The organism is Streptomyces sp. CA-111067 (genome assembly GCF_050956065.1).
Classification (GTDB): Bacteria; Actinomycetota; Actinomycetes; order Streptomycetales; family Streptomycetaceae; genus Actinacidiphila.
The window spans coordinates 6,535,826-6,549,817 of record NZ_CP192103.1 but is presented as its reverse complement, the minus strand read 5'-3'; the positions used below and the strand labels follow the sequence as shown (position 1 = coordinate 6,549,817).

General features: G+C 73.7%; 11 protein-coding genes. 6 read left to right on the top strand and 5 right to left on the bottom strand.

Annotated features, from left to right (window positions below):
- Positions 1–62 precede the first annotated feature (62 nt).
- A complete protein-coding gene (locus ACQPW6_RS29120; RefSeq protein WP_433892664.1) occupies positions 63–1,076 on the bottom strand; it encodes a LacI family DNA-binding transcriptional regulator in 1,014 nt (337 codons plus the stop codon).
- 314 nt (positions 1,077–1,390) lie between these two features.
- Here ACQPW6_RS29120 and ACQPW6_RS29115 point away from each other — a divergent pair, with 314 nt between their 5' ends.
- From ACQPW6_RS29115 to ACQPW6_RS29100, 4 genes are all read left to right on the top strand, one after another.
- On the top strand, positions 1,391–4,888 hold the full coding sequence (locus ACQPW6_RS29115; RefSeq protein WP_433892663.1) for a hypothetical protein: 3,498 nt from the start codon (positions 1,391–1,393) through the stop codon (positions 4,886–4,888).
- A complete protein-coding gene (locus ACQPW6_RS29110) occupies positions 4,885–5,547 on the top strand; it encodes an SGNH/GDSL hydrolase family protein (protein ID WP_433892662.1) in 663 nt (220 codons plus the stop codon). Before ACQPW6_RS29115 ends, ACQPW6_RS29110 begins: the two co-directional genes overlap by 4 nt.
- The gene (locus tag ACQPW6_RS29105; protein WP_433892661.1) at positions 5,544–7,073 is read left to right on the top strand and encodes an alpha-N-arabinofuranosidase; all 1,530 of its coding nucleotides are present in this window, start codon (positions 5,544–5,546) and stop codon (positions 7,071–7,073) included. Before ACQPW6_RS29110 ends, ACQPW6_RS29105 begins: the two co-directional genes overlap by 4 nt.
- A gap of 68 nt (positions 7,074–7,141) precedes the next feature.
- Complete coding sequence (locus tag ACQPW6_RS29100; protein ID WP_433892660.1) at positions 7,142–7,897, top strand: FadR/GntR family transcriptional regulator; 756 nt, start codon at positions 7,142–7,144, stop codon at positions 7,895–7,897.
- Here ACQPW6_RS29100 and ACQPW6_RS29095 read toward each other — a convergent pair.
- Positions 7,894–8,904 (bottom strand): LacI family DNA-binding transcriptional regulator, encoded by a 1,011-nt coding sequence (locus ACQPW6_RS29095; protein WP_433892659.1) that lies wholly within the window; start codon positions 8,902–8,904, stop codon positions 7,894–7,896. The two genes, ACQPW6_RS29100 and ACQPW6_RS29095, sit on opposite strands and share 4 nt — an antisense overlap.
- A gap of 190 nt (positions 8,905–9,094) precedes the next feature.
- Here ACQPW6_RS29095 and ACQPW6_RS29090 point away from each other — a divergent pair, with 190 nt between their 5' ends.
- Positions 9,095–9,754: a ThuA domain-containing protein gene (locus ACQPW6_RS29090; RefSeq protein WP_433892658.1), complete on the top strand. Its 660-nt coding sequence runs from the start codon at positions 9,095–9,097 to the stop codon at positions 9,752–9,754.
- Positions 9,739–10,827: a Gfo/Idh/MocA family protein gene (locus tag ACQPW6_RS29085; RefSeq protein WP_433892657.1), complete on the top strand. Its 1,089-nt coding sequence runs from the start codon at positions 9,739–9,741 to the stop codon at positions 10,825–10,827. The genes ACQPW6_RS29090 and ACQPW6_RS29085 overlap by 16 nt, the downstream gene beginning before the upstream one ends.
- A 79-nt stretch (positions 10,828–10,906) precedes the next feature.
- On the opposite strand, the gene ACQPW6_RS29080 is transcribed toward ACQPW6_RS29085, so the two are convergent.
- The 3 genes from ACQPW6_RS29080 to ACQPW6_RS29070 are packed head-to-tail and all read right to left on the bottom strand — an operon-like array spanning position 10,907 to position 13,988.
- Complete coding sequence (locus ACQPW6_RS29080; protein WP_433892656.1) at positions 10,907–11,932, bottom strand: zinc-dependent alcohol dehydrogenase; 1,026 nt, start codon at positions 11,930–11,932, stop codon at positions 10,907–10,909.
- A complete protein-coding gene (locus ACQPW6_RS29075) occupies positions 11,929–13,137 on the bottom strand; it encodes a mandelate racemase/muconate lactonizing enzyme family protein (protein ID WP_433892655.1) in 1,209 nt (402 codons plus the stop codon). Before ACQPW6_RS29075 ends, ACQPW6_RS29080 begins: the two co-directional genes overlap by 4 nt.
- Positions 13,134–13,988, bottom strand: coding sequence for a fumarylacetoacetate hydrolase family protein (locus ACQPW6_RS29070; RefSeq protein WP_433892654.1), 855 nt, complete (start codon positions 13,986–13,988; stop codon positions 13,134–13,136). The genes ACQPW6_RS29075 and ACQPW6_RS29070 overlap by 4 nt, the downstream gene beginning before the upstream one ends.
- Between the last annotated feature and the right edge of the window lie 4 nt (positions 13,989–13,992).

Sequence of the window (13,992 nt, the reverse complement as noted above, 5' to 3'; positions counted from 1 at the left end):
GGGGTCGGCGGCGCCCGGGCGGGCCACCGGCCGGGTCGCCGTTCAGCGCACCGCCGGCCGGATCACCCCCGGCGCGGGCGCGCCTTGCGGGCCGGGGCGGTGCTGCCGCGCGGGACCAGGTAGGGCGTGACGTCCCGCAGTTCACCGGCGGGTTCGCCGTCAAGAACGCGCAGCAGCTGCTGCGCCGCATGCGTGCCGTAGCGGACGATGTCGCGGCTGACCGAGGTCAGCGCCGGGCGGTTGAGCCGGCACAGCACCGAGTCGTCCCATGCGACGACCGACAGTTCCGCGGGCACCTCGACGCCCATCTCCTCGGCCACGCCGACGCCCGCCACCGCCGTCACGTCGTTGTCGTACACGATCGCGGTGGGCGGGGCGGTGGAGGTGAGCAGGGTCCTGGTGGCCCTGGCGCCTTCCGCGTCGGTGTAGTCGGTTGCGATCACGGTGGTGGTCATGCCGTCGAAGAGCCGGGCGGCGTCTGCGAAGGCCTCGTCCCGCACGGCGGTGTGCACGAACTCCTTCGGGCCGCTGACCCGGGCGATCCGCCGGTGCCCCATCGCGCCGAGGTACTGCACCACCGAGCGCATGACGTCGGCGTCGTCGCTCCACACGTACGGCAGTTCGCCGCCCTCCAGCGCGCCGATCACCACCGCGGGCATGCCCGACTCGCGCAGCCAGTCGACCCGCGGGTCGTCCACCCGCAGGTCGGTCACCAGCACCCCGTCCACCCGCTGCCGGGTCCACCAGCCGCGGTAGGTCTCCAGCGCGGCGTCCACGGTGTCGGCGAGCTGCAGGACCAGTTCGTGGCGTCCGGCGCTGAGCGTGGCCTCGATTCCGGAGATGAGCTGCATGTAGAACGGCTCGAAGGCCAGGGTGCCGGCCGACCGGGCCAGGACCAGGCCGACCGAGCCGCTGCGGGACGCCGACAGGGCGCGGGCGGCGCTGTTGGCCTGCCAGCCGAGGCGTTCGGCCGCGGCCAGCACCCGCTCGCGGGTCTCCTTGGCCACCCCTGACCGCCCGTTGAGCGCGTAGGAGGCGGTGACCTTCGCGACCCCGGCCTCCCGTGCGATGTCCACGATCGTCGGTCGCCTCGTCCCGCGGCCCGGCGCCGACGGCCGGTCAGCGGCCTCCGCCATCGCTGCACCCACTCTCATCCGTCCGCACCACACGCGGGCCACGCGGCCGCGGATCGGTCGCCCCGCCAACACCGGCACATCATAGCCGCCATCCGAACCGGTTCGTAATGAACCGGTTCGGATCATTGACACCGCTGCGCGGTCCACCTAGCGTCAAGTGTCGATCACGGGTGCCTGCCCGCTCGCCGGAAGCGAGCCGACACCGGCCAGGCGCACCGCCCGACCGCTCCCTCCTCGGCCCGCCCGGAGGCACCGTGCCCGACCAACCACCCGATACGCAGACTGTGTTCGCGATCGGCCGCCATGGCCGCGGCCCCATGCAGTTCGCCGGCGACTGGCCGGCGGACCAGGAACCGCTGCGCCGCTACGACACCGGCAGCGACCGGCCCGACAGCAACTGGCCCGCCTTCCATCCGGGGCCGCTGGACGCGCACCACGGCTGGCAGGGACACCGGATCGAGGTCGACTTCCAGGTCGAGCGGCCCGCCGAGGCCTTCGAACTGCGGCTGACCTTCTTCGCCGGCCACGGCCCCTGCCCGCAGATCGAGATCGCCGTCGGCGGCCACACCGGCATCTTCCACCCGGTGGTCGTACGCGACGACCGCAGCGAGGTCTTCCGCCAGTCCCCCATCGCGGGCTCGGTCGACCTGCGGGTGCCGCTGCCCGGCGACTGGCTGCCGCCCGGTGCCCACCGGCTGTCCGTCGCGACCGTCATCGACGCCCCCGGACACCCGGACCGGTACGCCGGGCACCCCGGCGAGGACATCGGCCACGGCCACCCGGTCTACGGTTCCTGGTTCGGCAGCGGGCTGAGCTGGGACGGGGTGAGCCTGACCGGGGCGCCCGGTCAGGCGCTGCCGACCACGCTGCGCTGCACGCCCCGCTTCGTGGGCGGGGGGACCGCGCTCCGCCAGGTGCTGGCGCTGTCCACCGCGCTGCCCGCCGGCGCGGCGCAGGACGCCGAGGCCGTGGTGACCCTCGGCGGCACGGTGCACCGGGTCCCGCTGCCCGCACGCGGCTGCGACTTCGGCCAGGTCGAGGTGGAGTTCTGCGTGCCGGAGCTGGCAGGCCCGGCCGACGCCGAGGTCCGCGTCGGGGACGGCGTCACCCGGCACTGGCTGGTCCCCGGCCGCAAGTGGACGGTGCACCTGGTCCCGCACATCCACCTGGACATCGGGTTCACCGACTACCAGGGCAAGGTGCTGGAGCTGCACAGCCGCAATCTCGACCGGGCGGTCGCGGTCCTGCGCCGGGACCCCGGCTTCCGCTTCACGGTCGACGGGTCGGTCGTCGTCCAGCAGCACCTGGCGACCCGGCAGGGCAGCGGCGCGGCGCCGGTCCTGGACGCGCTGCGGGACGGCAGCCTGGCCGTCAACGCCTTCCACAGCCTGTTCCTGTCCGGGGTGGCCAGCCTTGAGGAGTGCTTCAGGGCCGCCTACTTCAGCGCGTCGCTGCGCGCCGAGCACGGCGTCGACGTGCGCACCGCGCACCTGACGGACGTGCCCTCGTACACCGCCGCCATGCCCTCGCTGCTGGCCGCGCTGGGCATCGACGGCTTCGCCGGCATCGCGAACCACGCCCGCGGCGCCAACAGCGACAGCGACACCGCCCACCTGCTGTCCCCCGTGATGTGGGAGGGAGTGGACGGGGAGCGGGTGCTCACCCACTTCTCCGACTCCTACTCGCAGTTGCGCTTCATGGCGTCCGACCCGCAGACCATGGCCGGCGCGGAGCAGGCGTTCGACCGCTTCGTGTCCCGCTACGAGCGCGACGACTACCTGCCGCAGGACCTTCCCGTCATCGGCAGCCACGCCGACAACGAGGACCTGGGAGACGGCGACGCGGACTTCGTACGCCGCTGGAACGAGGTCCACGCCTATCCGCGGATGGTGCTGTCGACCCTTTCCAGCTATCTCGACCGGGTCCGCCCGCTGTCCGACCGGCTGCCGGTGTGGCGCGGCGACGGCGGCAGCTACTGGGAGGACGGGGTCGGCACCGCGGCACGGATCGAGGCGGTCTACCGGCGTGCCCAGATGCTGGTGCCGGTCGCCGAGAACCTGGCCGCGCTCACCTCGCGGGCCGGCGGTGCGTACCGGCCCAAGCGGGACGAGCTCGACGGCGCCTGGGAGGCGCTGCTCGCGGGCTGCGAGCACACCTGGACCTGGTCGCACATGTCGGCCCACCCGGACGCGGACGAGGGCCACGACCACCTGGACTGGAAACGCCACCAGATCCACTCGGCGTGGCGGACGGGCACCGACGAGACCCGCCGCGCCCTGAGCCAGCTCGGCGAGCTGGTCACCACCGACGGCCCCACGCTGCTGGTCTACAACCCGCTCAACTGGCAGCGCAGCGCCGACGTCGAGGTGGAGATCGAGCGGGCCGACCGGCTGCTGCTGGACGGCCGCCCGGTCCCGACCGAGGTGGTGCACGACATGGGCGGCCTGCGCCGGGTGCGCCTGACGGTGCCCGGGCTGCCGGCCTTCGGCTACCGCGCGCTGCGTATCGCCACGGATCACGAGGTGCAGCCGGCCGGCCCCGGCGGCCGGGACGCGGGCGGGAGCGGGTCGGACGACGGACCCGGCGCGGGGGGCATGCAGGTCGACAGCCCCCGCTGGCAGGTCGCCCTCGACGCCCAGGGGATGGTCACAGGGCTGCTGCACCGGCCGTCCGGCCGGCAGCTCATCGACCAGGCCGCGGGCCGGCAGTTGGGCGCCGTGCTGTACGCGGCGCTCCCCGACCCGCCGCCGCCCGGCGACCACGACGACCTGTCGCCGTGGATGACCTCGCTGTCCGACCGGCGCCCGCAGGCACGCCCGTTCGCCCCCGAGGTCACCGCTGCGGTGATGCGGCCGGCCGGCGTGACCCGTACCTACGACGGGTGGCGCCTGCGCGCGCGGGGGTCAGGCCCGACGCTGCCCTCGGTCGAGGTCGAGGTGCTGCTGCGCGACGACAGCGACACCGTCGACGTGCGCGTCCGGCTCGACAAGGACTACCGGTTGGCGAAGGAGTCGGTCTACGTGGCCTTCCCGTTCGCCGTCGAGGATCCGGTGATCCGCTACGACCGGCAGCTGGGCTGGATCGACCCGGCCCGCGACCACTCGCCCGGCGCCTGCCACGAGTGGTTCACCACCCAGCACGGCGTGGTGGTCTCCAGCGGTGAGCAGGGTCCGGCCGTGGCCTGGACGTCGCAGGACGCACCGCTGTTCACCGTCGGTGACGTGGTGCGCGCCACGTGGCCAGACGCGTTCGACGCCGGCGACGGCCGGCTGCTCAGCTGGGTGATGAACAACCACTGGCCCACCAACACACCGCCGGCCCAGCGCGGCCCGCTCGACCTGCGCTACTCCTTCACGCCGCTGCCGGCCTTCGACCCCGAGCGGGCCTCCCGGCTCGGCCGCGAGCTGCGCGTCCCCGCCGTGGCCGGCGACGTGACCTGGCTCGACAAGGCCGACACCGATCCGCGCCCGCTGCCCGCCGACCGGGGCGCCCTGCTGGACCTGGGGGCTGCGGACGGGGTGCACATCAGCGTGGCCGAGAGCCGCGAGCCGGGAGGTCTGGTGCTGCGGGTGCAGGACCTGACCGGTGCCGCGCGCGCTGTCAGGCTGCGCCATCCGTCCGGTGCCGGCGGCCGCGTACGGCTGGCGTACGCCGACGAACGACCCCGCGACGGCCTCCCGGTCGACGCGGAGGGGCACTTCACCATCGAACTCAAGGGGTATTCCGTGACGACCGTGCTGGTGGACCGATGAGCGGGCGGACCGAGCAGACCCTGCTGTTCATCGGGGACAGCATCACCGACGAGGGCCGCGACCACGCCGATCCCGGCAGCCTGGGCGACGGCTGGGTCGCGATGACCGCGGGCGTGCTGCGGGGCCGCCGGGAGGGCCGCGGCCTCACCGTGGTCAACCGCGGGATCGGCGGCAACCGGGTCGTGGACCTGGCGGGCCGCTGGCAGCACGACTGCCTGGACCTGGCTCCCGACGTGGTGTCGGTGCTGATCGGCGTCAACGAGACCTGGCGGCGCTACGACAGCGACGACCCCACCGATGTGCGGACCTTCGCCTCCCGGCTGCGCGGGCTGCTGCGGCAGGTCGCCGACAGCTGCGGCTCCCGGCTGGTGCTCGCCGAGCCGTTCCTGCTGCCGATGGGAGAGGTGGCGCAGTCCTGGCGGGAGGACCTGGACCCGAAGAGGGACGCCGTGCGCGACCTCGCCGAGGAGTTCGGCGCCCGGCTCGTCCCGCTCGACCGGGCGATGCGCGAGGCCGCCGCCAGGTCGGGTCCTGAGACCTGGTCGACGGACGGCATCCACCCCACCCCGGCGGGCGACGCGCTGATCGCCGCCGAGTGGCTGGCGGCGGTGTGCCCTTCCGGGGTGCTGCCGCAGCAGGTCGCGGGCGGTGCGCGATGACGGCCGACCGCCGGGTGGGAACGGTGACGCTGGACCCCGGCCACCACCGGGGGACGATCGACCGCCGGCTGTTCGGCTCCTTCGTCGAGCACATGGGCCGCTGCGTCTACACGGGCATCCACGAACCGGGGCATCCGGCGGCCGACGCGTACGGGTTCCGCTCGGACGTGGCGGCTCTGGTGGCCGAGCTCGGGGTGACGCTGGTGCGCTACCCGGGCGGCAACTTCGTCTCCGGCTACGACTGGCGCGACGGGATCGGCCCCGCCGACCGGCGCCCGCGCCGGCTGGACACCGCCTGGCGCTCCGTCGAGACCAACCAGGTGGGCACCGACGAGTTCCTCGGCTGGGCGGAGCGCGGCGGGCTGCAGCCCATGATGGCCGTCAACCTCGGCACCGCCGGCATCACCGAGGCGGCGGCGCTGGTGGAGTACTGCAACACCCCCGGGGGGACCTACTGGTCCGACCTGCGGGCCGCCAACGGCCGCCGCGAGCCCTACGGCGTGCCGCTGTGGTGCCTGGGCAACGAGATGGACGGGCCCTGGCAGACGGGGCACATGTCCGCCGCGGAGTACGGCCGGATCGCCGCCGAGTCCGGCAAGGCCATGAAGCTGGTGGACCCCGGGATCGAGGTGGTGGTCTGCGGCAGTTCCAACCACGGCATGCCGACGTTCGGGTACTGGGAGTCGACGGTCCTGGAACGGGCCTGGGACGTCGCCGACTACGTCTCCATGCACGCCTACTACCAGGAGCACGACGGCGACCGGCGCAGCTTCCTGGCCTCCGGCGCGGCGATGGACCGCTTCATCGACGACGTGGTCGCCACCGTGGACGCGGTCGCGGCACGCAAGCACAGCCGCAAGCGCCTGAGCATCTCCTTCGACGAGTGGAACGTCTGGTACTGGGAGCGGTTCGCCGGCTCGGAGAGCCTGACGCTTGACGTCTCGGGGCCGCGGATCGAGGACGTCTACAGCGCGCTCGACGCGGTCGTGGTGGGCGATCTGCTGATGAGCCTGGTCAATCACAGCGACCGGGTACGGGTCGCCTGCCAGGCCCAGCTGGTCAACGTGATCGCCCCGATCATGACCAGGCCCGGCGGCGAGGCGTGGCGGCAGGCGATCTTCGGCCCCATCGCCGCAACCGCCGCGCTGGCACGCGGCAACAGCCTGGTGGCCAGGGTCCGCGGCGGCGAGCTGTCCACCGCGCGGCACGACGATGTGCCGCTGCTCGCGGCGGCCGCCACCCACGACGAGGCGTCGGGCACGGCCGCGGTCTTCCTCACCAACCGGGCCGCCGAGGCGATCGACGTGGTCCTGGACCACCGTGCCTTCGGCAGCTGGGGCGAGGTGTCGGCGGTGTGCCTGGCGGCGGGCGCCGAGGGTCCGTTGCACGGCGGGCGGGCCGTGGCCCGGCACGCGGCCCTCGCCCCGCTCGCGGTGACCGCGGACGGGGCCGGCACCACGCGGCTGACGCTGCCGCCGGAGTCCTGGGCGGCGGTGACCGCCGGATCGGCGGCGGGGTCCCGTTGAGTGGCCTTCCGGGCGGGTCAAACATGCGATGATTGGCTGATCACTCCACAATTCGCCGGAGGTCACCGTTGGAGCGGACTGCGATCGGCGCGGCCGGCGGCGGTGCCGCCATCATCCGGCCGCAGCGGCTGGGCACCGTGGTGATGGTCGAGATCATCGAGCGGATCGCCCGCGGTGAGCTGCCCAAGGGCGCGCTCCTGCCGACCGAGACCGAGCTCCAGACCGAGTTCGGGGTCAGCAGGACGGCCTTGCGGGAGGGGCTCAAGGCCGTGGAGGAGCGCGGCATGATCGCGATCCGGCAGGGGCGCGGCGCCGTGGTGCTCCCGGTCACGGAGTGGAACGTCCTGGACCCCTTCGTGCTGACCCCGCTGCTCGACCACCACCCCACCCCGGAGATGTACGAGCAGCTGAACGCCTTCCGGATGATGCTGGAGCCGGACATGGCGCGGCTCGCCGCCGCCCGGATATCCGAGCAGGACCTGGGCAGGCTCGCGGAGCTGCTCACCGTGATGGCAACCGAGTTCGACGACCCCGACGCCTTCCTCGAACACGACCTGCTCTTCCACTCGGTGATCGCCGACGCGGCCGGCAACCTGCTGGCCCGCGCCATCATGACCGGCATCGAGCAGCCGCTGCGCTCCAGCAGGCGGCTGACCAACCGCATTCCGCGATCCCTGGAGAAGGCGCAGGAGTCCCACTCGGCCATCCACCGCTGCCTCGCGGGCAAGGACGGCGAAGGGGCCGCGGCGGCGATGCGGGAGCACCTGAGCTGGTCGCACGACCGGCTGCTCGGCTCGTGGGAGGGCCCGGCGTCACACAGCTAGGGTCGGCGAGGCGGGGCGGTGCTGTTGCGCACCACCAGGCTGGTGGACAGTTCGACGCGCTCGGCCCCGCCCAACTCCCCGTCGCGCAAACGCAGCAGCAGGCGTACGGCCTCGGCTGCCATCTCCCGTACGGGCTGGTGGACGGTCGTCATGTCCGGGGTCAGCCAGCGGGCCTCGGGCAGGTCGTCGAAGCCGACGACGCTCAGGTCGCCGGGGATGTCGAGGCCGAGGTCGGCCGCGACCCGGTAGACGGCGCGCGCCAGGTGGTCCGAGCAGGCGAAGACGGCGGTCGGCCGGTCGCGCTGCCTGAGCAGGGCGGTTGCCTGCCGGACGCCGCCAGCGTTGCTCCAGTCCGTGTACCTGATCAGGGAGTTGCGCGCCCGGATGTTCGCCGCGGCCAGCGCGGACCGGTAACCGTCGAGCCGCGCACGGCTGTTGATCTGGTCCTCGCGGCCGCCGAGAGCGGCGATCCGGGTGTGGCCGAGCCGGGTCAGATGGTGCACTGCCGCGTATCCGCCGGCCCAGTTGGTGGCCCCCACACTGGGCAGCCCCGACGACGGCTCGACACCGGGGTCGAGCGCGACAAGGGCCACGCCCGCCGCCGCGAGCCGTTCCCGCTCGGCGGGCGCCGGGTCGACCAGCGCCAGGACCGCACCGGCCGAGCCGCGGGAGACCAGCCGGTCCACCCAGTCCCGGCCGGCCCGCACCTCGCGGGCCGAGAGCACCACGACGTCGCAGCCGGCCTCGGCGGCCGCCTGCTCGGCGCCGCCGAGCACCCGGGTCGCCCACGATCCCTCGACGCCGTCCATGACGAGGTCGACCAGCCCCACCGCGCCGCCCGCGGGGCCGGCCGGGCCGCGGCGCTCGTATCCGGCCGCGGCCAGCATCTCCCACACGCGGGCGCGGGTCTGCTCCGAGACGTCGCTGCGCCCGTTGAGGACCTTGGAGACGGTGGGCACGGTGACCTCGGCAGCGGCCGCGATGTCGGCCAGCTTCGCTCGCTTCACCTCTTAACCATGCACCCGTCCAGATAATTGCGCAACTTTCGGAGTCGGCTAGTCTTATCCTTGGAGCCTTGCAGAGTCGGTTCGACACGGCACCGCGCACGCTGATTCGCCGCTCGGCGCCCCTACGAAGTTGCGCAACTTTTTCGAGCTCCGACGACACCCTGAACGCGATCTCCCGGAGGATTTCTTCGTGACATCACGCAACGCACTGATCGTCCGCGGCGGCTGGTCGGGACATTCCCCCGTCGAAGCCACCGACCGCTTCCTGCCCTTCCTGGAGGAGTCCGGTTTCCGCGTGACGGTCTCCGACTCGCTGGACGTCTACACCGACGCCGATCTGATGGCCGGCACCGACCTCATACTCCAGTGCTGGACGATGGGCACCATCACCGCGGAGCAGGTCGCAGGGCTGCGCGGTGCCGTGCAGGCCGGCACGGGACTGGCCGGCTGGCACGGCGGCATCGCCGACTCCTTCCGCGACAACAGCGACTACCTGCACCTGGTGGGGGGCCAGTTCGCCTGCCACCCGGGCGGCTTCGTCGACCACACCGTCGAGGTCGTCCCCGAGCAGGCGGCTCACCCGATCGTGGCGGAGCTGACGTCCGTCGCCCTGCACACCGAGCAGTACTGGGTGCTCGCCGACGGCCACAACCAGGTGCTGGCGACCACCACCCTGCCCTCGCGGGAGGGCGACCCGTGGGCGGATCCTGTGGTGTCGCCCGCGGTGTGGACCAGGCAGTGGGGCGAGGGAAGGATCTTCGTGTGCACGGTCGGCCACCAGCCGCAGGACCTGGACGTACCCGCCGTCCGCGACGTCGTGGAGCGGGGGCTGACATGGGCGAGCCGCTGAAGGTCGGGGTCGTCGGGCTCGGGGCGATCAGCCGGGCCTACCTGTCGACCTTCGCGACCATGCCGCAGGTCGAGGTGACGGCGCTGGCCGACCTGGACCACGCACGGGCCGCGGCCGCCGCGGCCGAGGTGCCCGGCGCCCGGGCCGTCCAGGTCGCCGAGCTCATGGCGGCGCCGGACGTCGACCTCGTCCTCAACCTCACCATTCCCGCCGCCCACGCCGAGGTCGCCGGCGCGGCACTGGCGGCGGGCAAGCACGTGTACGGCGAGAAGCCGCTGGCGCTGGACGTCGCCCAGGCGGGCAAGGTGCTGGCGGACGCGGGCGGCCTGCGGGTCGGCTGCGCCCCCGACACGGTGCTCGGCACCGGCACGCAGACCGCCCGGCAGGCCATCACCGGCGGGCTGATCGGCACGCCGGTCGCGGCGAACGCGGTCTTCGTCTCGCCCGGCCACGAGTCCTGGCACCCCGACCCGGAGTTCTACTACCGGCCGGGCGGCGGACCGCTGCTCGACATGGGGCCTTACTACCTGTCCGCGCTGGTGCACCTCCTCGGCCCGGTGACGCGGGTGGTCGGTGCCGCGAGCCGCTCCCGCACGACCCGCACGATCGGCTCCGGGCCGCGGGCGGGAACCGTCTTCGACGTGGAGGTCGACACCCATGTGGCGGGCATCCTGGTGCACGCCTCCGGTGCGCTGACCACGCTGGTCACCAGCTTCGACGTGGTGGCCTCGACGCAGCCGCGCATCGAGGTGCACGGGAGCGAGGGGTCGCTGTCGGTACCCGACCCCAACGGCTTCGACGGCGACGTGCGGATGCGGCGGTTCGGCGACGACGAGTGGACGACGCTGCCGCCGTCGGCCGGTTACACCGGTGCCGCACGCGGCGCGGGCGTGGCGGACCTGGCGGTGAACCTCGCCGCCGGCCGGCCGCACCGCGCGTCGGCGGATCTCGCTCTGCACGTGCTCGACGTCATGCAGACGGTCCTGGCGGCCGGCCGCAGCCGCACCGGCCTGGACGTCGGCACGACCTGCGAGGTACCCGAGCCGGTTCCCCTGACCCGGCTGCAGCAGTAGCGGCCGCCCTGTCCGCGCGGGCCGCGGAAAGGCCCGGCGGGAATCCGCCGGGCACTCCCGCCCCACCCCTTCGGCAACGTCAGGGCGCGACCAGCAGCTTGAGCGCCGACGGGTCGGTGTCCAGCCGCTCGAACGCCTCGGGGGCGCGGCCGAGCGGAACGGTCGCGGTGTGCAGCGGGCGGGGATCGAGCACCCCGCGGGCCAGCAGCGCGACCGCCGGGGCCACGTCGGTGTCCCAGACGTGCGCCGCGGTGCCCACGAGCCGGCGCTCCCCCAGGACCACGTCCAGCCAGGGCAGCGCCAGGGTGGCGTGACGGAAGCCCACCAGGACCACGGTCGCGCCGCGCCTGCTCACCGCGACTGAGGCGGCAGGGGCGGACGGCACGCCGGCGCACTCCAGGACGACGTCGGCGCCCCGGCCGCCGGACAGCGACCGCACCACGTCGACGGCTTCGTCAGGAGCGCAGGCCACCGCGCCGAACCCTTGCGCCAACTTGCGCCTGCCCGGCACCGGATCGACGGCCACGACACGGGTGGCGGGTGCCGCGAGCGCCGCCTGCACGATGAGCTGCCCGACGGTCCCCGCGCCCTGGACGCACACCACGGCGCCCGACAGGTCCCCTGCCTTGCGCAGCGCGCGGACGGCGACGGCGGCGGGCTCGGCGAAGGCCGCGACCTCGACGTCGAGGTCGTCGGGCACCCGTACGCAGGTCGCCGCGTCGGCTGCCATGAAGCGGGCCAGCCCGCCGTCCTGTTGCTGGCCGCGTACCAGCAGGTCGGGGCACAGCCCCTCCTCGTGCCGCGCGCACCACCAGCACCGGCCGCAGCCCACGACGACGTCGGGGACCACCCGGGTGCCCAGCGCGATCTCACCGCCCGGGCACTCCACGACGGTGCCGACCACCTCGTGCCCCAGCGTGATCGGCACCGCGGACGGCGGGATGGCCACCGGGCCTTCGCGGTACTCCTCCAGGTCGCTGCCGCACAGTCCGGTGCGCTCCACCGCCACCAGCACCTGGCCGGGGAGCGGCACCGGCACCGGCACCTGCTCGGTGCGCACGTCACGCGGCGCGTACCACCGGGCGGCGGGCATCAGATCGGTCACAGCCGCGTCACCCGCCTGTCCACCGCGTCGCTCTCGGCGAGCCCCTCCTTGAGCCGCACTCCGTGGCCCGGAGCGGTCGGTTGCTGCACGCGGCCGTCGGCGATGTGCGGCAGGCCGTCGACCAGTTCCGCGTACCAGGTGCGCAGGAAGGCGCGCACCGTCTCCTGGATCAGGCCGTTCGGGGAGGCCAGTGCCAGGTGGACGCAGGCCGCCAGGGTGGCGGGGCCGGTGCAGTCGTGCGGCGCGATCGGCACCCCGTAGGCGTCGGCCATCGCGGCGACCTTGCGCGCTTCGGTCAGGCCGCCGGTCCACTGCACGTCCACGGTCACCACGTCGACCGCGCCGCGCTGCAGCAGCGGCAGGAAACCGCGGCGGCCGACGGCCGTCTCGCCCACGGCGATCGGCACGTCCACGTCCGCGGTCAGCGCGGCGAGCGCGTCCGCCGCGTCGGACCTGATCGGGTCCTCCACCCAGTAGGGGCGGTACGGCGTCAGCGCCTGCAGGATGGCGGTGGCGCCGCGGCGGTTCCACAGCCCGTGCAGCTCGATCATCAGGTTCATGTCGTAGCCGACCTCGGACCTGACCGCCTCGATGATCGCCAGGCCCTGCGCCAGTTCCCGCGGGCCGATGTCGGTGCCGCCGGTGTCCTCGGCCGCCTGGTCGAACGGCCAGATCTTCATGCCGCGTATGCCCTCGTCCCACAAGGAGCGGGCCAGTTCCGCCGGGCGGTGCAGGAAGGCGTCGAGATCCTCGTAACCCAGATCGGCCGCGATGCCCGGGTCGGGCACTCCCCAGTTGTCGGAACTCTGCCTGGTGCTGGTGCTCACGTAGCCGGCGCCGGCGCAGGTGTTGTAGATGGGCAGTGAGGCATGTGCGGGGCCGCCGAACAGTGCGACCAGGGGCAGGCCCGCCTGCTGCCCGAGCAGGTCCCACAGCGCCAGGTCCACCGCCGCGTTGCCCCGGGTCTCCGCCCCGGCTCCCTGGAATCCGGTGTAGGGCGCCAGGCGCCGGGCGATGCCTTCGGGCGTCGGGTCGTCCGCGCGCAGCACCACCTCGGCGGCCGACTCGTGGACGTACGCCTCGACGGTGCGGGCGCCGAAGAACGACTCCCCCAGGCCGGTCCGCCCGTCGTCGGTGTGCAGGCGGACGAACAGCAGGTTCGGCTGGACGCGCGGCCTGATCGTCTCCACTGCGGTGATCTTCATGCCCTGCCCCGCGCCACCGTGTGCTCCAGGGAGCCGACCTCGTCGATGGCAATCCGGACGGTGTCCCCGCTCTCCAGCGAGAAGTCCAGGTCCGGCACGATGCCGGTGCCGGTGGCCAGGACGGCTCCGTCGGGGAAGTCCTCCGCGCGGCCGAGCCAGGAGACCAGTTCTGCGTAGGGGCGGCGCAGTTGCCCGGTCGACGTCCGGCCAGAGAACACCTCGGCGCCGCCGCGCAGGACGCTGAGGGTCACGCCGAGAGCCGAGGGGTCCGCGATCTCCCACCAGGGCCGCAGCCGGGCGCCCAGCACGCAGCTGCCGGTGTAGATCTTCGCCTGCGGCAGGTAGAGCGGGTTCTCCCCCTCGATCGACCGCGCGGTCATGTCGTCGCAGCCGACCGCGGCCACGATCTCGCCGAACCGGTTGACGACCAGGGCCAGTTCGGGCTCGGGGACGGTGGAGCGGGCGTCGGCCCGCAGGCCCGCGGTGTCGCCGTCGGTCAGGACGCGCCAGGCAGCGGACTTGAAGAAGAGCTCGGGGCGCTCGGCCTGGTAGACCGTGCTGTAGACGTCGTCCTTGCCGCTCTCCTCGACACGGGCGGACCGGGACCGCTCGTAGGTCACGCCGGCGCCCCAGACCTCCGTCCGCCCGTCGGCCGGCGGCAGCAGCCGCAGCCCGTCGTCCGCGCGGCGCGGCCCGGCGGCGGCCTCCTCGACGGCCGCCCGTATCCGCTCCAGCGGTTCGCGCAGCAGCACCGACAGGTCGCGGTGCCCTGGCAGCGGAGTGAAACCGTCCTCGTCGCTCGCGGCGAGGCCCGATGTCCCGTCCGGTGCGCGGTACTTGATCAGATGCATCTGT

What these genes read in the sequence shown, in the direction of transcription:
- ACQPW6_RS29110 (WP_433892662.1), top strand. Translation starts at nt 4,885, where the DNA reads ATGAGCGGGCGGACCGAGCAGACCCTGCTGTTCATCGGGGACAGCATC.
- ACQPW6_RS29105 (WP_433892661.1), top strand. Translation starts at nt 5,544, where the DNA reads ATGACGGCCGACCGCCGGGTGGGAACGGTGACGCTGGACCCCGGCCAC.
- ACQPW6_RS29075 (WP_433892655.1), bottom strand. Translation starts at nt 13,137, where the DNA reads ATGAAGATCACCGCAGTGGAGACGATCAGGCCGCGCGTCCAGCCGAAC.
- ACQPW6_RS29070 (WP_433892654.1), bottom strand. Translation starts at nt 13,988, where the DNA reads ATGCATCTGATCAAGTACCGCGCACCGGACGGGACATCGGGCCTCGCC.
- ACQPW6_RS29085 (WP_433892657.1), top strand. Translation starts at nt 9,739, where the DNA reads ATGGGCGAGCCGCTGAAGGTCGGGGTCGTCGGGCTCGGGGCGATCAGC.